Origin of the sequence: Amycolatopsis rubida, from assembly GCF_900115345.1 — a bacterium.
Taxonomy (GTDB): Bacteria; Actinomycetota; Actinomycetes; order Mycobacteriales; family Pseudonocardiaceae; genus Amycolatopsis; species Amycolatopsis rubida.
In genome coordinates this window covers 742,558-764,899 of the sequence record NZ_FOWC01000001.1, presented here as the reverse complement: position 1 = coordinate 764,899, position 22,342 = coordinate 742,558, and the positions used below count along the sequence as shown (strand labels likewise).

General features: G+C 69.1%; 19 protein-coding genes. 10 read left to right on the top strand and 9 right to left on the bottom strand.

Annotation, left to right across the window (positions count from 1 at the left end):
• Positions 1 to 221: 221 nt before the first annotated feature.
• Entirely contained in the window at positions 222 to 1,418 is a 1,197-nt protein-coding gene (locus BM362_RS03800) for an arginine deiminase (protein WP_208865129.1), read from the bottom strand.
• A 61-nt stretch (positions 1,419 to 1,479) separates the two neighbouring features.
• On the bottom strand, positions 1,480 to 2,313 hold the full coding sequence (locus BM362_RS03795) for a CPBP family intramembrane glutamic endopeptidase (protein ID WP_093572206.1): 834 nt from the start codon (positions 2,311 to 2,313) through the stop codon (positions 1,480 to 1,482).
• A 22-nt stretch (positions 2,314 to 2,335) separates the two neighbouring features.
• Between BM362_RS03795 and BM362_RS03790 the strand changes: the two genes are divergently transcribed.
• Positions 2,336 to 2,803 (top strand): PPOX class F420-dependent oxidoreductase, encoded by a 468-nt coding sequence (locus tag BM362_RS03790; RefSeq protein ID WP_067578547.1) that lies wholly within the window; start codon positions 2,336 to 2,338, stop codon positions 2,801 to 2,803.
• A gap of 16 nt (positions 2,804 to 2,819) precedes the next feature.
• Here the strand turns inward: BM362_RS03790 and BM362_RS03785 are convergent, their stop codons facing one another.
• Complete coding sequence (locus tag BM362_RS03785) at positions 2,820 to 3,620, bottom strand: DUF2470 domain-containing protein (protein WP_067578549.1); 801 nt, start codon at positions 3,618 to 3,620, stop codon at positions 2,820 to 2,822.
• A gap of 241 nt (positions 3,621 to 3,861) precedes the next feature.
• Between BM362_RS03785 and BM362_RS03780 the strand changes: the two genes are divergently transcribed.
• Positions 3,862 to 4,716: a hypothetical protein gene (locus tag BM362_RS03780; RefSeq protein WP_280142717.1), complete on the top strand. Its 855-nt coding sequence runs from the start codon at positions 3,862 to 3,864 to the stop codon at positions 4,714 to 4,716.
• Positions 4,713 to 5,348: a helix-turn-helix domain-containing protein gene (locus BM362_RS03775; RefSeq protein ID WP_067578551.1), complete on the top strand. Its 636-nt coding sequence runs from the start codon at positions 4,713 to 4,715 to the stop codon at positions 5,346 to 5,348. Before BM362_RS03780 ends, BM362_RS03775 begins: the two co-directional genes overlap by 4 nt.
• Here BM362_RS03775 and BM362_RS03770 read toward each other — a convergent pair.
• Positions 5,345 to 6,013 (bottom strand): DUF998 domain-containing protein, encoded by a 669-nt coding sequence (locus BM362_RS03770; protein WP_093572205.1) that lies wholly within the window; start codon positions 6,011 to 6,013, stop codon positions 5,345 to 5,347. The two genes, BM362_RS03775 and BM362_RS03770, sit on opposite strands and share 4 nt — an antisense overlap.
• Positions 6,014 to 6,120: 107 nt before the next feature.
• Positions 6,121 to 6,720 carry a TMEM165/GDT1 family protein gene (locus tag BM362_RS03765; RefSeq protein WP_161269780.1) on the bottom strand — a complete coding sequence of 200 codons (600 nt, stop codon included), beginning with the start codon at positions 6,718 to 6,720 and terminating at the stop codon, positions 6,121 to 6,123.
• Between the two features lie 173 nt (positions 6,721 to 6,893).
• Between BM362_RS03765 and cutA the strand changes: the two genes are divergently transcribed.
• The 5 genes from cutA to BM362_RS03740 all read left to right on the top strand — a co-directional run bounded on the left by cutA (position 6,894) and on the right by BM362_RS03740 (position 15,287).
• Positions 6,894 to 7,214, top strand: a complete 321-nt coding sequence (cutA, locus tag BM362_RS03760) for a divalent-cation tolerance protein CutA (RefSeq protein ID WP_037718964.1) — start codon at positions 6,894 to 6,896, stop codon at positions 7,212 to 7,214.
• A 132-nt stretch (positions 7,215 to 7,346) separates the two neighbouring features.
• Entirely contained in the window at positions 7,347 to 8,849 is a 1,503-nt protein-coding gene (locus BM362_RS03755) for a cytochrome ubiquinol oxidase subunit I (RefSeq protein WP_093572204.1), read from the top strand.
• A 618-nt stretch (positions 8,850 to 9,467) separates the two neighbouring features.
• A complete protein-coding gene (cydB, locus tag BM362_RS03750) occupies positions 9,468 to 10,475 on the top strand; it encodes a cytochrome d ubiquinol oxidase subunit II (RefSeq protein WP_093572203.1) in 1,008 nt (335 codons plus the stop codon).
• A 44-nt stretch (positions 10,476 to 10,519) separates the two neighbouring features.
• Positions 10,520 to 14,035, top strand: a complete 3,516-nt coding sequence (gene cydD, locus BM362_RS03745; protein ID WP_093572724.1) for a thiol reductant ABC exporter subunit CydD — start codon at positions 10,520 to 10,522, stop codon at positions 14,033 to 14,035.
• Between the two features lie 70 nt (positions 14,036 to 14,105).
• Positions 14,106 to 15,287, top strand: a complete 1,182-nt coding sequence (locus BM362_RS03740; RefSeq protein ID WP_093572202.1) for a GAF domain-containing sensor histidine kinase — start codon at positions 14,106 to 14,108, stop codon at positions 15,285 to 15,287.
• Between the two features lie 1,420 nt (positions 15,288 to 16,707).
• On the opposite strand, the gene BM362_RS03735 is transcribed toward BM362_RS03740, so the two are convergent.
• Positions 16,708 to 17,847 carry an epoxide hydrolase family protein gene (locus BM362_RS03735; RefSeq protein WP_067578559.1) on the bottom strand — a complete coding sequence of 380 codons (1,140 nt, stop codon included), beginning with the start codon at positions 17,845 to 17,847 and terminating at the stop codon, positions 16,708 to 16,710.
• Between the two features lie 59 nt (positions 17,848 to 17,906).
• Between BM362_RS03735 and BM362_RS03730 the strand changes: the two genes are divergently transcribed.
• A complete protein-coding gene (locus BM362_RS03730; protein ID WP_093572201.1) occupies positions 17,907 to 18,863 on the top strand; it encodes a helix-turn-helix transcriptional regulator in 957 nt (318 codons plus the stop codon).
• Position 18,864: 1 nt separating this feature from the next.
• Here the strand turns inward: BM362_RS03730 and BM362_RS03725 are convergent, their stop codons facing one another.
• Positions 18,865 to 19,491 (bottom strand): response regulator, encoded by a 627-nt coding sequence (locus tag BM362_RS03725; protein WP_009085782.1) that lies wholly within the window; start codon positions 19,489 to 19,491, stop codon positions 18,865 to 18,867.
• Between the two features lie 61 nt (positions 19,492 to 19,552).
• On the bottom strand, positions 19,553 to 20,368 hold the full coding sequence (locus BM362_RS03720; protein ID WP_093572200.1) for an excalibur calcium-binding domain-containing protein: 816 nt from the start codon (positions 20,366 to 20,368) through the stop codon (positions 19,553 to 19,555).
• Between the two features lie 203 nt (positions 20,369 to 20,571).
• On the opposite strand from BM362_RS03720, the gene BM362_RS03715 reads away from it, so the two are divergent.
• Positions 20,572 to 21,984, top strand: a complete 1,413-nt coding sequence (locus BM362_RS03715; protein ID WP_244287034.1) for a 3'-5' exonuclease — start codon at positions 20,572 to 20,574, stop codon at positions 21,982 to 21,984.
• On the opposite strand, the gene BM362_RS03710 is transcribed toward BM362_RS03715, so the two are convergent.
• The gene (locus BM362_RS03710) at positions 21,973 to 22,293 is read right to left on the bottom strand and encodes a nucleotide pyrophosphohydrolase (RefSeq protein ID WP_067578566.1); all 321 of its coding nucleotides are present in this window, start codon (positions 22,291 to 22,293) and stop codon (positions 21,973 to 21,975) included. The two genes, BM362_RS03715 and BM362_RS03710, sit on opposite strands and share 12 nt — an antisense overlap.
• Between the last annotated feature and the right edge of the window lie 49 nt (positions 22,294 to 22,342).

Genomic DNA, 22,342 nt, shown 5'->3' with positions numbered 1-22,342 from the left:
TTATTTCGGTTAGCCTTCCCTTAATGTGTTTACCCTTATTAAGGGAAGGCTAACTTCACCTCGGTGGGGTTTCTCGGCAGCGCGGTGTGCGGCGGGTTCCTGCGGAAGTCCGTGTGGACAACCCCGAGGGAATCAGACTTGTCAGGGTTCCCCGCACGACTGCGGCATCGCGCGGCGAGGGGGTGAGAACCCCCGGGCGCTCTTGAGAAAAGCTCAGCGGGTCAGTGCCGCCTGGCCGGCGGATCGCGGCGCACGGGGCACGACATGCAGCGCGGGCCGCCGCGGCCGGACCCCAGTTCGGACCCGGTGATCGCCAGCACCTCGATGCCCGCCGCGGCGAGCCGCTCGTTGGTCTCCGCGTTCCGTTCGTACCCCACGACCACGCCCGGGGCCAGTGCCAGCGTGTTGTTGCCGTCGTCCCATTGCTCACGCTCCGCGGTGACCGGGTCGAGACCGGTGTCGATCACCCGCAGCCGGTCGATCTCCATCGCTTCCGCGGCCGCTTCGAGGAAAGGCGTCGGGCCGGCCACTTTCACGCCGCTGTCGCCGGTCGGCTTGAGGGTGAACGCGGTCAGGGAATCGCGGGCGAGCGGATACATCACGACTGCATCGACATCGACCATCGTGCATACGGTGTCGAGATGCATGGTCGCGCGTGATTGTTCGATCGGCACCGCGACGACGGTATGCGCGAGCCCGTCGGCGAATACGGAGCGCGCGAGCGATTCGGCACCGGCCGGAGTCGTCCGTTCGCCGACGCCGATCGCGACGACGCCGGGAGCCAGCAGCATCACGTCGCCGCCTTCGATCGGCGCGGAATGCGCGCCGTAAGCGCGGGCGGCGTGGCGGAATCGCGGATGGTAGGCGTAAACGAGGTCGAGCAGCGCCGTTTCCCGCCGCCGTGCGGGCATGGTCAGCGACGAGATCGCGACGCGGTCGCCGATCCACGCCGACGAATCGCGGGTGAAGAGCAGATTGGGCAACGGATCGACGGCGAAGTCGCGCGGATGGTGCATCATCCGCACCAGCGACGCGCCTTCGGCGGACGGCAGCTCCTCGAACGTCATGCCCGCCATCAGCACCTCGGCGAGCGTGGGCGCGTCGACGCTCGTCAGGTGCGACCTCAGCGAATCCGCGAGGTCGCTGCCGAGCCGCCGGTCGTCGACGGCGGCGTGGACCCCGGCGGCGTGCGCGCGCTGATCTTCCAGCGCGGCGCGGAGAACGTCGGCCAGCAGCAGCACTTCGACGCCGCGGCCGCGCAGAACGTCGGCGAACGCGTCGTGTTCCTGCTGCGCCCGGCTCACCCACGGGACGGAGTCGAAAAGAAGCTTGTCGTTGTTGCGGGGCGTGAGCCGTTTCAGCTCGTTTCCCGGCCGGTGCAGCAGTACTGCCCGAAGCGGCCCGACTTCGCTGTCCACCCTGGGAGGTGCGGTCATCTCGCTCGTCTCGCTCACGAAGTGCGAGCCTAATGAGCGGGCATCACGGGAGCCAGGAAAGACGGCCTTTCAGCAACGAATAGCCGACGAAGGACACCACATCGAACAAAGTATGCGCGGCGATGAGCGGCCACAGCCGGTTGGTCCGCTGCCACACGCGGCCGAACACCAGCCCCATCACGAAGTTGCCGACGAACCCGCCGAACCCTTGGTACAGGTGATAGGAACCGCGAAGCACCGCGGCGCCGAACAGCGATGCGTTCTCGCGCACGCCGAGTTGCCGCAGCCGCGTGAGCAGATAGCCGATCACGAGCACTTCCTCGGCGAAAGCGTTGCCGAACGCGGAAAGCGTCAGTGCGATCGGCCGCCACCAGGTGTCGCCCAGAGCGGACGGTTGCACCGCGAGGCTGAACCCGAGGTGATACGAGAGGAAATACAGCGCGAGCCCGGGAACGCCGATCAGCGCGGCGAGTCCGATGGTGACGAGCGCGTCGGAACGGATGCGCAGGCTCAGTCCGATTTCGCGCAGTTTCATCCCGGCCCGCCACAGCAGGTACAGCCCGAGCCCGCCCCAGCCGATCAGCTGCGCGGCGCTCAGCAACTGCTGGAGCAGGTCCAGCAGGCTCGCGGCGGCCTGCGGAACGTTGAGCTGCACCTGCTGCTGCGCCAACGGGGTCGGGCGCAGCAGAGAGTCCACAAGGGACAACAGGCTGCGCGCGCCGGACAACCCGAGCGTGATGCCGAAAACGAGGACCAGTTCGATCTTGGCCGCTCGCCGCCGCACGGGATCGGTGAGCTGAGCCGGGAACGCCGGAAGTGCCGGGTTGAGCCAGGATCGCAGGCCCGAGGGCCTCCCGGAACGCTCTGTGGTGCGCATGAACGCACGCTACCGTCGGGGTATGCCGAGGACTATCGCCACCAACACGAAGGTCGAGCGCGCCGAACTGGTCGCGTTCCTGAAGCCGCGTCACCGCGCGATCCTGGTGACCACCCGCGCCGACGGGCGGCCGCAGCTGTCCCCGAACAGCTGCGGTGTCGACGACGAGGGCCGCATCGTCATCGCGACCTACCCGAAGCGGGCGAAGGCGGTCAACCTCCGGCGCGACCCGAAGGTGTCGGTGTGCGTGCTGTCGGACGAGTGGAACGGCCCGTGGGTGCAGGTCGACGGGACCGCGGAGGTGATCGACCTGCCGGACTCGGTCGAGCCGCTGGTCGACTACTTCCGCAGCATCTCCGGCGAGCACCCGGACTGGGACGAGTACCGCGCGGCGATGCGCAAGCAGGGCAAGAGCCTGATCCGGATCACGATCGACCGGTGGGGGCCGATCGCGACCGGCGGCTTTCCTCCGGAGCTGGCCGAGGACTGAGGTCCTTCGCGGCCGGTCAGTCCTCGCCATGCTGGTGGCGCAGGAACGGGCAGCCGAGCAAACGGCGCAGTTCCGCGGCCAGCTGCGGCGGGCTGTCGACGGTGCGGGAGAAGGCGAGGCGGACGTCGTGGTCGCCCGCCGTTGATTCGACGCGCAGGCGCAGGCCGTACCGGTCGAGGCCGAGCGGGCGGATCCGGCCGCCGCGCAGGTCCGCGGGCAGGTGCCGGGCCAGCTGTTCCACCACGTCCGGATGGTCGCTTTCCAGGTGCCGCAGCCATTCGGCCTCGTAGTCGTGGAACGGGTCCGGCGGGGCCGCGCTGAACATGTGCGGCCGGAGCGAATGCGTGCCCTCCGCGTCGGCCAGCACCAGCGACGCCGGGGTCAGCCGGAGCAGCGTGAGGCCGTGGCCGACGTCGAGGAGCCGGTGGTCCGGCCGATGTTCGGCGATCGACACCGCGCGGGCGCGGGCCGACACCTCGGTCAGCGGCCGGAGCCATCCGGTGATCCACAGCAGGCCGCGGACCGGTTCCCGCAGCGCCACTGGGGCGTGGTCGGCGAGCTCGACCATAACGGCGAGCTCGCCGCGTTGAGCCTGCCGGGACGCGCGCACCATCGGGTGCTCGTCCGGCAGAAGAATGCTGACGCTTCCGCTGTGGTGCACGTGATGCAGGACTGGCTCGACGCGTTCGGCTTCGCAGCCGGCGCTCTCGACGGTCGGCATGATCGTCGCCGGGCCGCCGCGCGTCGCGATCGTCTTGGCGCGTTCGGCGGGGTTCGGCGCGGGCGGGCGGCGCACGGATACGGGTGCCTCGGTCACGGCTCACCTCCTACTTAGGTGAGCCTAACCTGAATTGGCACGCTAAGGGAAGAGCGCGCGGGAAGATCACCCATGGGGCGGGAAACTGCTGGTCAACGGATCGGCTGAAGGGCGGGACCGGGTGGATTCGGTCCATGGGGCCGGGTGATCTCCTCTGGGGAGGGCCGCGAAAGGCGTCCGCAGAGCGAACGATTTTGTCCCCTTGCCGTACGCTACTAGCGTGTCAGTCGTGTCAAGCGCTGTGGAACTCACGCCACCCGGCCCCCGTGGAATTCCTCCCCTGTTCGCGCGGCTCGTCGACGACTCGGCGCTCTTCCCGCCCGCGGACGTCGCGATGCCGGAGGCGCTGCGCGCGCACTTCGAATCGCGCGGCGGGGAACACGCCGGGGTGCTCGGGGTTTTCCTGTGCCAGGCCTCGCGGCTGCCGGAGCTGATCACCGAGCTGATCAAGATCAAGCCCAAGGAGCCGCTGCCGCTGTCGCTGATCATCGACACCGGGCTCGGCGGCGTTCCGAAGGCGATCTCGATCGTCGAATCGCGCAGCGAGCTGCTGTCGCTGCGGATGGTGGAGATGCCTGCCCCGTCCGACGTCGACGAGGTGTGGCTGGAACGCGTTTCGGAGTTCGTGCCCGAGGACGTCATCCGGGTCGTCGAACCGCGCCGCGGCGTCGGCTGGCTCGACGGCGTCCGCAACGTGATCGAGCACGGCAGCTGGCCGAAGATCCGCTGCGGCGGCAAGGCGGGGGAGAACTTCCCCAGCGTGGACGAGGTGGCCGACTTCCTGTCCGTGGTCAGCGGCTCGCCGGGGGCGTCGTTCAAGGCGACGAACAGCCTGCACCGCGCGGTCCGGCACGTCGACCCGGAGACCGGCTTCACGCATCACGGCTTCCTGAACCTGCTCGTCGCGTCGGCGCGCTGCCTCTCCGGCGGAGACGTCCGTGCGGCGCTGGAATCGACCGACGGCAAGGCGCTCGCGGACGAAGCACGCGCGTTGCCGGAGCCTGCCGCGAAAGCGGTCCGGGAGCTTTTCGGTTCGTACGCGGCGGCGTCGTTCGCCGAGCCGGTGGCCGACCTGGGTGAACTCGAGTTGCTGTGAGCACGGAGGGGTCACTGACCCTCGACCGCGGTCTGGCGCTGCTGCAAGCGGTGGCCGATTCGGGCGAGCAGGCGGCGACCATCTCCGAACTCGCGGTGACCATCGGTGCCAGCCGCGCGGCGGTCTACCGGCTGCTGGTGCCGTTGGCCGAACGCGGCCTGGTCTGGCGAGACGGCACGAAGGTGCGGCTCGGCGTCGGAGTGCTGCGGCTGGCCGGTCAGGTGCTGCCACAGCTGCGCGAGGCCGCGCGGCCGGTGCTGCGCGAACTGGCCGAGAAGGTCGGCGCTACGGCGCATCTGACGGTGGCGCAGGGCGATCACGCGCAGGCGGTCGCGGTGGCGGAGCCGTCGTGGACGAGCTACCACGTGGCGTACCGGGTCGGCAGCAGGCACGCGCTCGCCGCGGGTGCCGCTGGGCGGGCGATGGCGTTGCGGCCGGGCGGCACTGACCGATGGGTCGTCTCGACCGGTGAGATCGAGGCTGGTGCTTCAGGCGTCGCTGCGCCGGTGCGCGGGGTTCCTGGGCTCAAGGCGAGCGTCGGGGTGATCTCGTTGGAGCCGTTGGTTTCGGACGAAGCCGGGCCGTTGACAGTGGCGGCGGCTTTAAAACTTGCCGAGGTGCTGCGGACCTAGCGGCGGGACGCGGCGACCAGCGGCCGGACCATGGTCAGCAGCAGCGCCAGGTCGACCGTGAACAGCAGCCGCTCGAACAGCCCGAGCGTCACTTCCTGCTGCGCGGGCCCGGTGACCAAGGTGAACACGAAGCCGCCCAGAACTACCGCCACGCTGGCAAAGCTCGCGACGGCCAGCCAGCGGATGGTCGTGCGGCGCGGCTCCCACGGGCACGATCGGCCGCCGCGGCGGGTCAGCAGCCAAGCGGCTGTGGGGAGCGCGAGGAAAGCGGTGAGGGCGGCGGCGTTGTGCAGCTGGCCGTCGAAGGACCGGGCTTCGCCATGGGGGTCGACCGGGACCGTCGCGCAGATCGTGAGGCCGGCGCACCACCCGCCGAGCAGGATGACGACCGCGGGCGAGCGGCGGGCTTTGACGAGCCCGGCCAGCAACGCCAGCGAGCCCAGCGCGAGCGCGAGGCACATGACGGTGAACAGCCGCGCGGCCGAGTGGCCGCCGAGCCTGCCGTAGACGTACTCCGACAGCGTCTGCCAGATCGGGCTGATTTGCGCGGAGAGCCGCAGATGCAGGTCCGTGGCGATAAGCACGGCCGCCCCGATGCCGACCAGCGCGAGCCTGCCGTGCACCGGCGACACCGGAGACACGGCGGCGCGGGAGGTGGTCGGCACGGGCGCTCCTCGGCGGTCATGGCGGAGGCCATGGCGTCACCGGGGGTTCACCTGGTCCTCGTTCGGGGGTTCCGAAGAGGTTACCTGGCGTTCCTGTGAAGCGGCGGTTACCAGAGCAGCTGGGCCAGCGCGAACGCGGCGAACCCGGCGAACACGAACCCGGCGACCCGCTGGATCAGCTTCGGCCGGATCCGGTCGCGGATCTTCGCGCCGATGAACACCGCCAGCCCGGCGACCGACACCAGCGCGACGAACGCGCCGACCCCGACCGCGAACGGGTTGCCGAGGCGCGCGACGAGGCCAGCCGTCGCCAGCTGCGAGGCGTCGCCCCACTCCGCGGCGAAGAGCACGCCGAACGATGTGAGCGCGGAGCGCAGGAACGAAACCGGCGTGGGACCGGACCGCGACGCGTCCTCGCCCGCCTCGCTGCCTTCGCTGAAGCCCTCGCGCAGCAGCAGGAACGCGCCGACGCCGAACATCGCGGCGACGAGCACCGAAACAAGGGTTTCCGGCAAGAGGGTGAGCAGGCTTCCGAAAGCGACCGCGATCACGCATTGCACGGCGAACGCCACGCATACTCCGGCGAATACCGGCCAGGCGCGGAAACGGGTGGTGAGCACGAGGGTCGCGACGAGCGTCTTGTCCGGCAGTTCAACGGCCAGTACCAGGCCGAACGCGCTGAACAGAGCGATCAATGCGGGAGACATGGGTTCGTGCTCACCCCTTTCGCTGCAACGATAAAGGGGAGATTCAGAAAATCGCAAGCTGATGGGTTTCGCGAATTGCCTGATAAGGGCGACAGAATGCTTGTCGCCGGTCTGCCGGATAATTTTTTTCGGTGCGCCGAATTCTGTTTTCCGGCTGCGGTACGGTTCGGGTCATGTCTGCTGACCATGTCGTCGTGACCACCACCGTCGACTCCGAGGCCGCCGCGCGCACCATCGCCGCGAGCGCCATCGAGGCCCGGCTCGCCGCGTGCGCCCAGATCGTCGGGCCGATCACCAGCGTTTTCCGGTGGGAGGACGAGGTGCAGACGGCGGCCGAATGGCGGGTCGAGTGCAAGACGGCCGCGGACCGGTCCGGCGCGCTGGAGGAGTTCCTGAACGTGCGGCATCCCTACGACCTGCCCGAGGTCATCGTCACGCCGATCGTCGGCGGCAGCCCGCGGTACCTGTCGTGGCTCGTGGAGGAGACCCGCTAGCCGCCACCTGATCGGGGGTAGCTCCGGCGTCGTGCGGCACCGGGTTTCAGCAGGTCGGCGGGACGTTGGTCCCGGCTGGTTCAGGACGTGTTGAACTAGCCGGAGCCGGGGCGCGCGCGGAGGATCGAACCCGTGGATGTCCTTGAGCTCGCGCGGTGGCAGTTCGGCATCACCACCGTCTACCACTTCCTGATGGTCCCGCTGACCATCGGACTTTCGGTGCTGGTCGCGGCCATGCAGACGGCATGGGTGCGCACCGGCAAGCTGCGGCACCTCAAGATGACGAAGTTCTGGGGCAAGCTGCTGCTCGTCAACTTCGCCATGGGCGTGGTGACCGGGATCGTGCAGGAGTTCCAGTTCGGGATGAGCTGGAGCGCCTACTCCCGGTTCGTCGGCGACGTGTTCGGCGCGCCGCTCGCGATGGAAGGCCTCCTCGCGTTCTTCGTCGAGTCGGTCTTCCTCGGCCTGTGGATCTTCGGCTGGGACCGGCTGCCCAAGAAGATCCACCTGGCGTGTGCGTGGGCGTTTTCGCTGGCCACGATGGCCTCGGCGTATTTCATTCTCGCCGCGAACTCGTGGATGCAGCACCCGGTGGGCGTCGAGTTCGTGAACGGCAAGCCGACGATGAACTCCATCGGCGCGGTGCTCACGAACAACACGGCGCTCGCCGCGATCCCGCACACGCTCGCCGGCGCGTTCTCGGTGGCGGCGGCGTTCCTGGTCGGCGTGGCCGGATGGCACCTGTGGCGGCGGCGGTCGTCGTCGGACGCACACCGCGAGGTCTGGCGCTCGTCGCTGCGCCTCGGCGGCTGGGTCGGCGTGGTGGCGTTCGCGGTACTGGCGATCACCGGCGACATGCAGGGCAAGCTGATGTTCGAGCAGCAGCCGATGAAGATGGCGTCGGCGGAAGCGTTGTGCCACACGGAAAAGCCGGCGAGCTTCTCGATCATCGCGGTCGGCGACGTGGCCAACGCGAACTGCGAGGACGTCAAGACGTTCAACGTGCCCGCGCTGCTGTCCTTCCTTGCGCACAACGACTTCTCCACCGAGGTCAAGGGCGTGGAGAACCTGGTTTCGGGATACCAGGCGAAATACGGCACGAACTACCCGGACGACCCGGCGCTCGGTTCGCTTGCCGGCAAACCGATCGACTACGTGCCCAGCCTGCCGGTGACGTACTGGGGCTTCCGGATCATGATCGGCTTCGGCGCGATTTCCGCGGGCATCGGCCTGCTGGCCCTGTGGCTCACCCGGCGCGGCCGGATTCCCGGCGGACGCTGGTTCCCGCTGATGGTGCTCGGCGGCATCGCGACCCCGTTCATCGGCAACAGCGCGGGCTGGATCTTCACCGAGATGGGCCGGCAGCCGTTCGTGGTGGCCCCCAACCCGACCGGCGTCGAGGGCATGTGGATGTTCACAGCGCAGGCGGTGTCGAAGCTGACGGTCGGCGAGGTGCTGACGTCGCTGATCTCGTTGACAGTGCTGTACGCGGTGCTGGGCGTGGTGGAGCTGTACCTGATGCGCAAGTACATCCGAGGCGGGGTGGACGCGGTGCTGCCGCCCGCTGCCTCTTCAGCCAAGGATTCGGACGGTTCGGATGATTCCGATGACCAGGCGCTTTCGTTCGCCTACTGACCCGGTGGAGCGGGCCGGGGTGCCGCCAGAGGACCCGGAGGGCCGGGTCTGGGCGCGGCCCGCTCCACTGGCCTGGACCGCCGGTGCTCCCGCTGCGATGGCCATGACGGAGGTGGAGATGAACGCGACGCTGAGCAGGCCCGGCGCGGCCCCGGCGGAGTCGGACGGAGCCGTCGTGCTGGATCGTTCCGCCGGCGCGGTGCGGGACCTCGCGTCTTTGGTTGTGCTGGGCGGGCGGGCCGTCGTGCCGGATCGTTCCGTGGTGGCGCACGCCCTGACGTCCTTGGTTGTGCTGGGCGGGCGGGCCGTCGCCCCGGATAGCTCCGCCGCGACGAACAACCTCACGTCCTCGGCTGCGAGCGACCTCACCCCAGCTCACCCGAACCCGCCGCACCAGCCGACGCGAACCTTTGCCCCAACCCCCTCCCGCGCGTACGCAGCCCCCACCCTCACCGGGGGGACGCCCCGTACCCAGCGTAATCGTGTGGTGGCTCTCGCGGGTTACCCACAGCAAATCTGTGGACAACTCGACGGGTTGTGGATAACTCAGGGCCATCGTGGGGACAACCCGGTGGCCGACCGGATGACGCAGGCAGGTGCCGGACGAGGTGAGTGGGCATGACACTCGAAACGCTGTGGTTCGCGATCGTCGCGTTGTTCTGGCTGGGGTATCTCTTCCTCGAAGGATTCGACTTCGGCGTCGGGATGCTGCTGCCGGTGCTCGGGAAGACGAACACCGAGCGGCGCGTCCTCGTCAACACGATCGGGCCGGTCTGGGACGGCAACGAGGTCTGGCTGATCGTCGCGGCCGGTGCGACCTTCGCGGCGTTCCCCGGCTGGTACGCGTCGCTTTTCTCCGGCGCGTACCTCCCGTTGCTGCTCGTCCTCATCGCGCTCATCGGACGCGGCGTCGCGTTCGAGTACCGCGGCAAAGTCGACTCCGAACGCTGGCGGCGCGTCTGGGACCGCGTGATCATCATCGGTTCCTGGATCCCGCCGCTGGGCGTCGGGCTGCTGCTCGCGACCACCGTGCTCGGCCTGCCGCTCGACGCACAAGGCAACCGCGTCGGATCGCCGTTCGAGTCGGTCCGGTGGGACACGTTGCTGGGCGCGGTGGCGATCGTCGGGTTCTCGCTCGTGCACGGCGCGGCGTTCCTTGCCCTGAAAACGACCGGTGACCTGCGGGAACGTGCGCGCACCATCGCGCTGCGCTTCCTCCCGGTCGGGCTGCTGCCGTTGGTCGCGTTCCTGGTGGTCGTCCAGGTCCGCGAAGGCAAACTGTGGACGCTCATCTCGCTGGCGATCGTCGTCCTCGCCGCGGCGGTGGCGTGGCTGCGGCTCTACGTCGACCGCGACGGGCAGGCGTTCGCCGCGCTCGCGGTAGTCATCACGGCCGCGGCGGTGACCTTCTTCGGCGCGCTCTACCCGAACGTCCTGCCCTCCACCCTCGACCCGGCGCACTCGCTGACCATCATGAACAGCGCGGTCAGCCACTACACGCTGACGGTGATGACCTGGGTCGGCGCGTTCGGGGCGCCAGCTGTGCTGATCTATCAAGGCTGGACCTACTGGGTGTTCCGCAAGCGGATCGGCGTCCAGCACATCCCGGCGGTGCACGCACCATGACCGAGCTTCCCGGCCGCGCACCCCTTTCCGCCACCGGGTCCCCCATGGACCCTGTGCGGCCGGGCAAGGGTCCGCTCGGCGCGCTCTCGGCCTTGGGGCCGGCCGCGCGCCGAGCGCTGATCCTGGTCGCGGTGCTGTCGTTCGGGAACGCGGTTTTCCTTGTCGGACAAGCTTTTCTGCTGGCGGACATCCTCGCGGACGTAGTCTCCCGGGGGCTGGGGGAAGGGGGCCGCACCGTCCAGCTGACTGTTCTGTTCGCGCTCGTCGTGGGCCGCGCAGGCACCAGCTGGGCGGTGCGGGTGGTCTCCGCCCGCGCCGCCGCGACCGCGCAACGCGACCTGCGCGCCCGCGTCGTCGACCACGCGTTGCGCCTCGGCCCGGAATGGCTCGCCCGCCGCGGCCACGGCGAACTCACGACCCTCGTGACACGCGGCCTCGACGCACTCGATTCCTATTTCCGCGAGTACCTGCCCGCGCTTGTCACTGCCGCGGTCGTCCCGGTCGCGGCAGGCGCGGCGATCCTGTGGACAGATTGGCCGTCGGCGGTGATCATCGCCGCGACGGTCCCGTTGCTGCCGATGTTCGCGGTCCTGGTCGGAAAATTCACCGCCGACCGCGTTTCCGGCGCCACGGACGCGGTGCACCGGATGTCCGGCCTGCTGCTTGAACTGGTGCGGGCGTTGCCAGTGCTCACCGCGTTCCGGCGGGCTGAGGCACAGGCCGAAACCGTGCGGAAACTGTCGGACCGGCATCGTCGCGCGACACTCAAGACGTTGCGAGTCGCGTTCTCCTCGGCGTTCGTGCTCGAACTCGCGGCGACGCTGTCGGTCGCCTTGGTGGCTGTCGTCATCGGCGTCCGGCTGGTGTCGGGATCGCTCCCGCTGGCGATCGGGCTTGGCGTGCTGATCCTCGCTCCCGAGTGCTACCAGCCGATTCGCGCGGTCGGCGCGGCATTCCACGCGAGCGAGGACGGCGTGGAAGCGGTCCGCCGGGTGAGCGCGGTGCTCGCGGAGCCAGTCCCGACCGAAGGAACGCGGACCGCGCCTTGTGGATCGTTGGTTGTGTCTGACCTAAAAGTCGCCCGACGCGGCGGATTCGCTCCCGACGGCGAGAGTTTCTCCGTCCGGCGCGGCCAGATCGTGTGGCTGCGCGCGCCGAGCGGTGGCGGCAAATCGACCACGCTCGCGACTCTGCTGGGCTTCGTGCCGTCCTACGATGGGTCGGTGCGGGCCGGTGACGTGCCGCTCGCCGAAGCCGACCTCGAACGGTGGCGTGCTGGTATCGCATGGGTCCCGCAGTCGCCGGTTTTCAGCGGCGGCACAGTGCGGGAAGAGCTTGCCGTCGCTGGATCGGACATCGACACCGTGCTCGGCGAACTGGGCCTGCACGGCCTCGCCGACCGTCCGGTCGACCGGCTTTCCCAGGGACAACGCCAGCGCGTCGCCGTGGCTCGCGCGTTGCTGCGCGTTCAGTCGGGCGCGTGGTTGCTGCTGCTGGACGAGCCGACCGCGCACCTGGACGACGTCAACGCGCGGCGGGTCATCGACGCCGTCGAGCGGGCCGTCGAAAACGGTGCGGCGGCGGTAATCGCTGCGCACGAACGTTCTGCCGCAGTTACTGTTTCGGACTCGTCTCCCGCGGCGGTAGTTGAGTCCACCTCGGACACTGTCGATGCCCGACCGCTTCCCTGGCGGATGTTGCTCGACCGACGGCTGTTCTCCGGTGCCCTGCTAGGCGCATTGGCGCTCTTGGCAGGGATTGCGCTCACCGCGACCTCTGGCTGGCTGATCGCCAAAGCGTCGTCGCAGCCGCCGATTCTGACCTTGACGGTCGCGGTCGTCGGGGTGCGCGCGTTCGGGCTTGGCCGGGCCGGACTCCGGTATGTCGAACGGCTCGTGACGCACGACGCCGCCTTCCGGATCGCCGGACGGTTGCGGGTCCGGCTGTGGAATGCGTTGGTGCGCTTGGGTCCAGCACGAAGCCTCGAAGCCGGAGAGAGCCAGCGCCGGTTGGTGACGGACGTCGACACGGTGCGGGATCTGTTGCCGCGGGTCGTGTCGCCGCCGATCGTGGTCGGGTTGGTCGCGGCCGGGGCTATCGCGGTACAGACGTTAGTGCTGCAGTCGGCCGGTTTGGTGCTGGCCTTGACTGTGCTGGTCGGCTTGGCAGCGCCGGCGGTCGCGTTGCGTTTGGAGCGCCGGGCGACTTCGGCCCTCGCGGCTGGACGGCGTGACGTCGCGGCTCAGGTGCTGGTGCTGTTCTCGTCGGCGGCGGAACTGCTCGCTTATGGCCGGGCGGCTTCGCGTCGCCGTGACCTGGCCTCGACGGACACGCAACTGGCTGCCGACACTCGACGGCAGGCCTTCGGAGCGGGCGCGGCGGATGCGCTGATCACGCTGGCGACCGGGGCAGCCGCGGTGGTCAGCACGATGCTGGCTGCGAGCGCGGTCGGCCGTGGGGAGCTGGCGGGAGTGATGGCTCCGCTGCTGGCGTTGGTGCCGTTGGCTCTGGCCGAGGTGTTGGCGCTGTTGCCGCAGGCGGCGGTGCATGGGGACACGCTGCGAGCGGCTCGGGTTCGGCTCGGCGCGGTGGTCGGCGAGTCGACGGCGGAGAACTCGCAGGGTGCGGCTGGTTCTGCCGGGGGCTCGTACGAAGCAGCTGGCAGCGTGCTTGTTGAGTCGGAAGCGGGGCGTTCGCGCGGTGTGTATGAAGCAGCGGGCAGTGTGATTGTTGAGTCGGAAGCGGGGCGTTCGCGCGGTGTGTATGAAGCAGCTGGCCGCGTGATTGCTAAGCCGGTGGTGGGGCGTCCGCGTGGTGCGGCTGGTTCTGCCGGGGGCGCGTACGAAGCAGTACGCCGCGCGAGTGCTGAACCGGTGGACGAGGCGGGCCACGTTGTCGCTCGGTCCACAGGCGAGCCGGACCGCAATCTCGCGGACGCGGTCCGGTTGCGGGGTGCCGAGCTGGGGTGGCCCGGCGGCGAGGCGGTGCTGAAGGACGTCGAGTTGAGCGTGCCGACCGGGGCTTATGTGGCGGTCGTCGGGCCGAGTGGGGCTGGGAAGTCGACGTTGGTGGCGGCCTTGCTGGGGTTCCTTCAGCCTCGCCGCGGGGAGATCGTCGTGCCGGGGAAGGTGGCTTGGGCACCGCAGGAGCCGATGCTCGTGTCGACCACTGTGGCGGAGAATTTGCGGCTCGCGGATCCGATGGCGGAGACGTCCGATTTGCGGCGGGCGCTTGATCAGGCGCAGTTGCCGGAGCTGGATTTGGCGACGGTGCTCGACAGCGCCGGGGCCGGATTGTCCGGCGGACAGGCGCAGCGGGTGGCGTTGGCACGGGCGTTGCTGGCGGCTCCCTCGGCGGAGTTGGTGTTGCTTGACGAGCCGACGTCGCATCTCGACGAGCCGACGGCGCGGGCGCTGCGCGCGATGTTGCGTACAGAACTCGCTGGACGGACGGTTGTGCACGTCACGCACAATGCGGATGAAGAGCTGCAAGCGGACATCGTTTTCGAGGTCCGGGACGGGCACGTCGTGCGGCGGGCGTTGCCGCGGGTGGCGGCGTGACGGGGGGTTGTTGGTGACGGTCACGATTTCGGGTCTGGGGCAGGGCTCCGCGCTAAGGTCGGAGTTGCTCATGGACCCGACACTCGCCGCGCGTGCCCTTTCCGCGGCCACGGAGATCACCAGCACCGCGCTGTCCGGGGACGAACCGGAGGGGGTGCTGGAAACAGTCGTGGCCAGAGCCGTCGAACTGGCGGACGCCGACCTCGGCCTGGCGATGGTCAGTGCCGATGACGGGCGCGTCGTGGTCGAGGCGGCGTATGGGGTCGACGGCTTTCTCGCCGAGGTGCCGACGGGCGACGGTGAAGGCGGCCCGGTCGGCGAGCTGCGCGGGCTGACGCTCGAAATGGATTCCGCGGCAGGCCAGGTCGCGCGCGGCAGCGAGCCGATCGCGGCGGAGGACTTCATCGTCGATCCGCGCACGGCACCGTACGTGCCGGACGAACTGCGCGGGTACGGACCGTTCGCGGCCGCGCCGTTCGGCTCCGGCGGGCGAGTGCTTGGCGCGCTCACCGTGTACCGACGGCAAGGTCGCGAGCCGTTTTCCGCGGGCACGGTCGAGATGCTCGCGGCGTTCGCGGCGCAGGCCGGGGTGGTGCTCGCGCTGGCGGAGGGCGCGAACGCGCGGCATCGCGTGACCCTCTACCAAGAGCGCGAACGCATCGCCCGCGAGCTGCACGACGTGATCGTGCAACGGCTCTACGGCACCGGCATGCAGCTGGACCGGGTCCGCCGCAACATGCGCAAACGCTTCGCCCAGGCCGATGGGGCCCGGCTGTCCGACGCGATCGACCAGCTGGACCAGACCATCGAGGAAATCCGCGGCACCGTGCGCGCACTGCGCTCGCCGGAGCCACGCCACGACCCGGGAGCCCCGACCGACCTCGCCGAATCCGCGCGCGGCGAAGTGCGCATCGCAGGCGAGCTGCTCGGGTATCCGCCGACCCTGGAGCTGTCGGGCGAGTTCGCCGACATCCCGGCCGAGCGGGCCGACCACATCCGCGCCGCACTGCGCGAGGCACTGTCCAATGTGGTCCGCCACTCCGGCGCAAGCGAGACCCGCGTGACGCTGACCCGCGACGCCGAGGGCGTGAAGCTTCGCGTGCGCGACAACGGATCCGGGGTGCCGCAAGGGGTCGCGACCCGGGGGCTGCGGCATCTGGCCGAACGTGCTGATGCCGCTGGTGGCCGGTTTTTCCTCAATTCTTCGCCGAGTTTGGGGACTTTGGTCGCGTTTGATCTGCCGCTTGAGTGAGCGTTTCGGTGGTCGTGGTGCTGCGCAAGGGTTTCGGTAGCTGCGTTGTGGTGGCGAGTGATGCAGTCCAAGCGCGTCGCGGTGAGCGACGGTAAGACGGCCATGCCGCAACGTTGATACTGCGGCGCGACGGCTCTCATTGCAGTGGTGACGGGACTTCCGCCACGACGAGGCCGCAGTGGTAGTGCGATGATGCCGCGCTGCGACGCGACCACATTGCGCAGTGGCGCACGCCGCCGCACCGCACTGTGCCACGGCGACGCCGCCGCATCGTCGCCGACGCGACTGTGCCGCGCCGCCGCAGCGGGATGCGACCGCACTGCCGACGTCGCCGCACTGTGCCGCCGCGACGCCGCGACGCCGCACTGTGCTGCGACGCCGTAACACCACACCACGACGCCGCGGCCACGCCACACTGAGCTGCGCCGTCGCCCCGCGCCGTCGCCACGCCACAGCCACAGCGCGATGCCGCCGCATTGCGCCGCGCCTCCGCCACGCGACCGCACTGCGACACCGCCACGTTTGCGACGACGCTGCGCCGATGCCGCATCGCGAAACCGCATCGCCGATGCCGCCGCCGCACCGCCGCAACGTCTAAACGCTGCCGCTAGGTCGCAACGCCGCCGTGCCGCAACGTCGCAACGCCGCCGCAACGCCGCCGTGCCGCAACGTCGCAACGCCGCCGTGCCGCGACGCCGCCGTGCCGCAACGCCGCCGTGCCGCAACGCCGCCGTGCCGCAACACTTCGCGTTACACCGACCGCGGTAACAGCATTGCCATGGCATGCAAGGCAATAGCCCACTCAGCCGCGAGCCGAAGCGGCAGTTACCGTGCCGCGCGCACGTCGCGGTAACCGCATCGCATCAAGCTGACATTGCATCGGACTCGTCACGTCAGCCGCGTGGCATTGCTTCGTTCTGCACTGTGTCGTCGACCCCGCGTTGCGGCGACCTAGTGTCGTGAAACAGCGCCACGTTGGCCTTGTGCCATTTCGGGATTGCCGCCTCGAACCCGTCGCTACGCCACCGTCGCCTCGAACCCGCCGCCTTGGATCGCAGTGAACGTGCTGCCTCTGCGTTGCCCTGAATCGTTGCCCTGAATCGCGTTCGTCCCGAATCGCTCGCAGCAAACACGCTGCATCAACCTCGCGCCGCTGTGAACCCACCGCTGTGAACCCACCGCTGTGAACACACTGCGCACCAAGAGATTCAGCCTTCACGAGTCATCGAACACGCTCCTTCCTCGAATTCTCTCGTCTGCCACCGAGCTGTTCCCCATGGTAGCGAAGAATCGAACATCCATTCGGCACTCAATTGGGTGAACCAATCCACGCAAGTCGGCTACCCACAGCTCTGTCCTGGATGCCGAGAACCCCGTCCGCAGCAACGCGGGCGGGGTTGGGACGCGGATTCAGCAGGGGTCAGTCGCGGTTAGCGAAGAAAGCGCGAATATCGCCGGCGAGGAGGCCGGGGCGTTCCATCGCCGCGAAGTGTCCGCCTTCCTCGAAGCGGCTCCAGTGCACGATGGTGGTGTTGTCGCGTTCGGCGAAGGTTCTGATGGTCTGGAAGTCGTCCTTGAACACCGCCACCCCGGTGCGCGCGTCGCTCACCCGCGGCTCGGCCTGCGCGCGGGCGTTCTCCAGGTAGCTGCGGCTCATCCCGGAAGCGGCGTTGGCGAACCAGTTCACGCTCACCTCCAGCAGGATCGTTTCCAGCGGCACGAGCGAGGTCCCGTTGCCGAAGGAGTTGAACAGCTCGCTGTAGGCGAGTAATCCGATCGGGGAGTCGCTGAGGCCAACGGAAACCGTCTGCGGGCGCGAGGCGTTCATCGTGTTGTAGCCACCGACTGATTGAAACCATTGCATGTGCGCGAGGCCGGCGTGGTCGGCCGGTTCGAGGCGTTCGAACTCCGCCGGGTCGCCGGAGGGGAACGAGAACAGCTGCAGAACGTGCAGGCCGAGGAAACCGTCCGGGTTCAGCAGGCCTAGTTCCCTGGCGACCATCGCGCCGTTGTCCGAGCCGTGGATCCCGTAGCTGCCGTACCCGAGGCCGCGCATCAAGCGGTCGTACGCGGCGGCGACGCGGGCGACTGTCCAGCCCGGCTCGGCGACGGGCTGGGAGAAGCCGTAGCCGGGCGCGTCGGGGATGACGACGTCGAAGGCGTCCTCGGCGCGGCCGCCGTGCGCGACCGGGTCGACGAGGCGGTCGATCAGATCTAAGTAATCGACCGACGAGCCGGGGTAGGTGTGCGCGAGCAGCAGCGGTGTCGCGCCGGGGTGGGCGGAGCGGAGGTGGATGAAGTGGAACGTCTGGCCGTCGATCTCGGTGGTGAAGTGCGGGACGGAGTTGATCCGCGCTTCGGCGGCGCGCCAGTCGAAGGCCCGCCACGCTTCGAGCGCTGTCCGCAGGTAGGCGTTCGGGGTGCCGGCGTCCCAGTCGTCGGTCGGCGACGGCTGCGGCAGGCGGGTGCGGGCGAGGCGGTCGTGCAGGTCCGCGAGTTCGGCGTCGGTGATCTCGACGGTGAAGGGGCGGAGGGCGAGGGAGGCGGTCGCGTTCGTCATGAGAAGAACACTAGGAGGCTATTAGGTAGGATTAGTTCCTAATAGAACAGGGAGTTTCGATGGCCGATCCGACGGCGCGGTTGCTGGCGCTTCTCGCTCTCCTGCAGACCGCCGCTGGGCGGAGCGGCAGGGAACTGTCGGAGCGCCTGGGCGTTTCGGCCCGCACGATCCGGAACGACGTCGAACGGCTGCGTGACCTGGGTTATCCCGTCGAGGCGACGCGCGGGAACGTCGGCGGCTACCGGCTCGGCTCGGGCGGGAAGCTGCCGCCGCTCCTGCTGGACGACGAGGAGGCGGTGGCGGTCGCCGTCGGGCTGCGGGCCGCGGCGGGCGTCTCCGGGATCGAGGAGGCCGGCACGCGAGCGCTCGCGAAGCTCGAACGGGTCCTGCCGTCGAGACTGCGTCCGACGGTCGCCGCCCTGCGCTCGACCATCGACCGCGGTCCGGAGAACACTGGCACCGATGCGCCCGATCCGGAGGTCGACGGTGGCGTGCTGCAGGAGGTCGCGCGGGCGATCCGGCACGTCGAATGGCTCCGGTTCGCCTACGCGGACGAGTTGCGGCTGGTCGAGCCGTACCGGTTGCTGAGCTGGCAACGGCGGTGGTACCTGGTCGCTCGCGACCCGCGGGACGGCGACTGGGCGACTTACCGCGTCGACCTGATGCAGCCGCGGATGCCGACCCGTCGCCGGTTCGAGCCGAATCCCCTGCCCGGCGGGGATTACACCGCCTTCGCGATGCGCACGATCGCGGCGAGCGGCTGGCTCGTGCACGCGCGCCTGCGCATCGACGCCCCGGCGGACCAGGTGCTGGCTCGGATCAATCCGACGGTCGGCGTCGTCGAACCCATCGACGAACACCACTGCGTGCTCGTCACCGGCGCGGACAGTTTGGACACCGTGGCTGTCTACATTGGAATGCTAATGATGGACTTCACCGTCGAATCGCCGCCGGAGCTGATCTCGCGGCTGCAACAGCTGTCCGAACGCTACGGCCGCGCCGTCGCGGGCAGCTGATTCACTTGCCGCGCCGGGCAATCCACGCCGCGGCCTGGGTGCGGCGCTGCATGCCGAGCTTCGCGAGCACGGACGTCACGTAGTTCTTCACCGTTTTCTCGGCGAGGAAAAGACGTTCGGCGATTTCGCGGTTCGACAGTCCCTGTCCGATCAGCTCCAGGACGTCGCGCTCGCGGTCGGTGAGGGCGGCCAGCTCGTCGGTCGGTGGATGGCGCAGTTTGTCGAGCACACGAGCGGTGCTGACCGGGTCGAGCAGCGACCGGCCGGCGGCGACCTCGCGGACCGCGTTCACTACGTCCTGGCCGCGAACCTGCTTGAGCAGATAGCCCGAAGCACCCGCCATGATCGCGCCGACCATGGCTTCCTCGTCGTCGAACGCGGTGAGCATGAGGCAGGCCGGCGGATTCGGTTTGGACCGCAGCTCGCGGCAGAGCGTGATGCCGTCGCCGTCCCCGAGCCGAACATCGACGACCGCGACGTCCGGCTCGACGTGCATGGCCACCGCGAGCGCCTCCTCGACGCTCCCGGCCTCGGCGACCACTTCCAGGTCGGCCTCGTCGCTGAGCAGGTCGCGCAGGCCCCGCCGGACGAGTTCGTGGTCGTCTACTAGCAGCACCTGGATCGGCATATCTCCAGGTTACGGGCTGTGCGGCGGTTCGTCTGCCGGTGGTGCCGCAGGACACCAGGAGTTACCGCTCGCAGGCCACGCCGTCGCCGTCGCGGTCCAGTCCGGGACGGTAGCCCGGTTCGCCGCGGTGGAGCGGAGCCGCGTGTGCAGCTTTCGCTGCCGCACAGTTCTTGTAATACACATTGCTCGGCTGCTCAGGTTCCGGCTCGTCCTCGACCGGTGGCGGGGCGGCTTGTTCAGACGTGCGCGGCGGCGGCGGAGGAGCGGGCGTTTCCTTCTGCGGAGTAAAAGTCGGCACCGGCGTCGGCGCAGTGATCATGCCTTTGCACGGTTCCGCCCACACTCCGGTCGCAGCTTGCTGGGCCGTGTCCGCCGCGTTGCGCAGCGAATCGGAGACGACATTGCCGGACAGCCGGGCGTATCCGGCCGAGAGCGCCGCGGTCGCGTAGTCGGTGCCGTCGCTCAAGGCCAATGCGACGCCGTCAGTGGTGTCCGTGGTGATCTTCACCGCCGTACTGGCAAGCTTGTTGTTGGCCCAGACAGTCGTTTCACTTGCGTAGCAGTTGTTTCCGGTCGCCACCTCGATGCCGAGGATGTGCACGGTGCGATGGCTGCCGTCGGAACCGGTCAATTCGACATTGGCCGCGTCGGTGATTTTGTCCACGGTGTAGGTCACCGGCACCGGGCTGGCCGACGTGGTTGCCGGAGCCGAGGTCGGGAACGAGGCGGCTGGTGCGGCGACCGGCTTCGGCGTCGGTGCCGGCTTTCCGAAAACCGCGCCGAGAATGAAGAGAACCGCGAAGACGCTGAGGACGACCGCCAGCCAGGTCGGGGGCTTCAGCTTGGGCCGCGACGGCGGCGCGGGCGTGGAGTGCATTCGGAATTCCTCTTCCTGAGGCGGGTGCCGAATGGTGTTCGCAAAAACGATGGCAAGTGTTACGCGGCAGGGCGGCCAGATTGTCCAGAGCCAAGAAAGAGTCACGGATCTGTCACAAAGACAGCGTTTTCCGTCCGGCCTGTGACGATTCGCCGGCTTCTCGCGATGGTCAGGGGAACTGTCCAGGAGAAAGCGCATCCACGATGGCCGAGCTGATCGAACGACTGTCCCTGTCCTCGACCGGGCAGGTGCCCGCGCGCGACACGGAATTCACCGCACTCGACGTGAAGACGACCGGACTGCACACCGGCCGTGTCCTGGAGGTCGCCGCGATCCGGTTCCGCGGGGACGGGACGTTCCTCGGCGAGTTCGCGACGGTCGTCGCCGCGGACGCGAACCGGCGCAACCCGCACCGCATCACCGCGGCGGAACTGGCTGACGCGCCGGCCTTGGGAGACATCCTCGGCCAGCTGTTCGACCTGTGCCGGGGCGCGGTCGTCGTGGCGCTCGACCTGTCCTCGGTGGAAGGACTCCTGGTCGAGATCAGCCAGTCAGGCGTCCGGCTGCCTCGGCTGCCGGGGATCTCGCTCAAGGACACGGCGAGGGCGGTATTGCCGCTGCCCAACTACCGTCTCGCCACCGTCGCCCGCGCCTTCGACATCGAGGACTTCCCCGGTTACCTCGCCGAACCGGCCGCCCGGGCGTGCGCGCAGGCGATGATCGCGCTCGTCGGTACGCACGGCTTGCGGTTCGCGCAGCCGGTGCGTTTTCCGGAACTGCCGCGGTACGCGTCCCAAACGGCAGCTCTGCGCCGGTCGGCGGCAGGCGCGGAGAAGGGCTGGATGGCCGAGGCCGTGGACCGGGTTCCCGCGGCAGACGGCGGACCGGTCGCGCAGGCTTACCTCGACCTGCTCGCCGAAGCGGTCGGGGACCAGTTCCTGACCGACGAGGAGATCTGGGCGCTCGCTGCTCTCGCGGCCGAAGCCGGGATGGCCGCGGCAGAGGTACAGCGCATCCACACCGGCTTCGTCGCCGAGCTGCGCCGGGTCGCGGAGGCCGACGGAGTGGTGACCTCCGCCGAGTACCGCGAACTGCGTCAGGTCGCGGACGCACTCGGGGCGCTGGAAGTGGTGGTGGACCTCAAGGTCACCGCGACCGGCGACAAGCCGACGAGGGTACTGGTGCTCGGCACGACGGCGGACGCGGACCAGTTGCGCGCGCGGGTGCTGTCGGAAGGGTTCCAGCTCGCGAAAAAGCTGACGGGTTCGGTCACACACCTGGTGTACGACGCGGGGGTGCGCGAGTCCGAACCGCGGCTCTCCCGGGCGCTCGAACTCGGTGCGCACGTCGTCCGGCTGGACCAGGCCGCGGCGCTGTGGGGATTCGTTCCGGCCCCGGAGCCGAGGCGCCCGAAAACGCCGTCGAGCCGTGACCGGCTGATCGGGCGGGTGCTGATGGGGGCCGGACTGATCCTGATGATCATCACGGTGATCGCGATGTTCGGCGGCACCGGGGTGGGTCCGGGGATCGTGCTGGCTGTTCTCGCGGCCGGTGCGCTGGTCGGCGGGTGGTACCTCGACGAGACGAAGCGGGCGACGGCCGGGTCAGCGGGCTAGCGGAGGGAACCTCTTCTCGTTCCGGTCCACCTTCGCGTTCGCTGCTTCCAGCAGGTCGATCCCCAGCACATCCGCCAGCCGGACCAGGTACAGCATTACGTCGGCGATTTCGTCTTGGACGTTGAACTCCCGGACCGGGTCCGCGCGCCAGTCCGCGGCTTCCTCCGGGGTCAGCCACTGGAACAGGGCGATCAGCTCGCCTGCTTCGCCGGACAGGGCCATCGTCAGGTTTTTCGGGGTGTGGAACGGTTCCCAGTCCCGGGCGGCGGCGAAGTCGCGGAGGCGCTGGGTGAGCTCGTCTAGGGTCACTGGACCTGACTATCACGCGGTGCTCACCTGGGGTGTCCGGGTTGGGCCG

Bases quoted from the DNA above. Each gene is read 5' to 3' on its own strand.
- BM362_RS03795 (WP_093572206.1), bottom strand. From the start codon at position 2,313: ATGCGCACCACAGAGCGTTCCGGGAGGCCCTCGGGCCTGCGATCCTGG.
- BM362_RS03790 (WP_067578547.1), top strand. From the start codon at position 2,336: ATGCCGAGGACTATCGCCACCAACACGAAGGTCGAGCGCGCCGAACTG.
- BM362_RS03765 (WP_161269780.1), bottom strand. From the start codon at position 6,720: ATGTCTCCCGCATTGATCGCTCTGTTCAGCGCGTTCGGCCTGGTACTG.
- cutA (WP_037718964.1), top strand. From the start codon at position 6,894: ATGTCTGCTGACCATGTCGTCGTGACCACCACCGTCGACTCCGAGGCC.
- cydB (WP_093572203.1), top strand. From the start codon at position 9,468: ATGACACTCGAAACGCTGTGGTTCGCGATCGTCGCGTTGTTCTGGCTG.
- cydD (WP_093572724.1), top strand. From the start codon at position 10,520: ATGGACCCTGTGCGGCCGGGCAAGGGTCCGCTCGGCGCGCTCTCGGCC.
- BM362_RS03740 (WP_093572202.1), top strand. From the start codon at position 14,106: ATGGACCCGACACTCGCCGCGCGTGCCCTTTCCGCGGCCACGGAGATC.
- BM362_RS03735 (WP_067578559.1), bottom strand. From the start codon at position 17,847: ATGACGAACGCGACCGCCTCCCTCGCCCTCCGCCCCTTCACCGTCGAG.
- BM362_RS03730 (WP_093572201.1), top strand. From the start codon at position 17,907: ATGGCCGATCCGACGGCGCGGTTGCTGGCGCTTCTCGCTCTCCTGCAG.
- BM362_RS03725 (WP_009085782.1), bottom strand. From the start codon at position 19,491: ATGCCGATCCAGGTGCTGCTAGTAGACGACCACGAACTCGTCCGGCGG.
- BM362_RS03720 (WP_093572200.1), bottom strand. From the start codon at position 20,368: ATGCACTCCACGCCCGCGCCGCCGTCGCGGCCCAAGCTGAAGCCCCCG.
- BM362_RS03715 (WP_244287034.1), top strand. From the start codon at position 20,572: ATGGCCGAGCTGATCGAACGACTGTCCCTGTCCTCGACCGGGCAGGTG.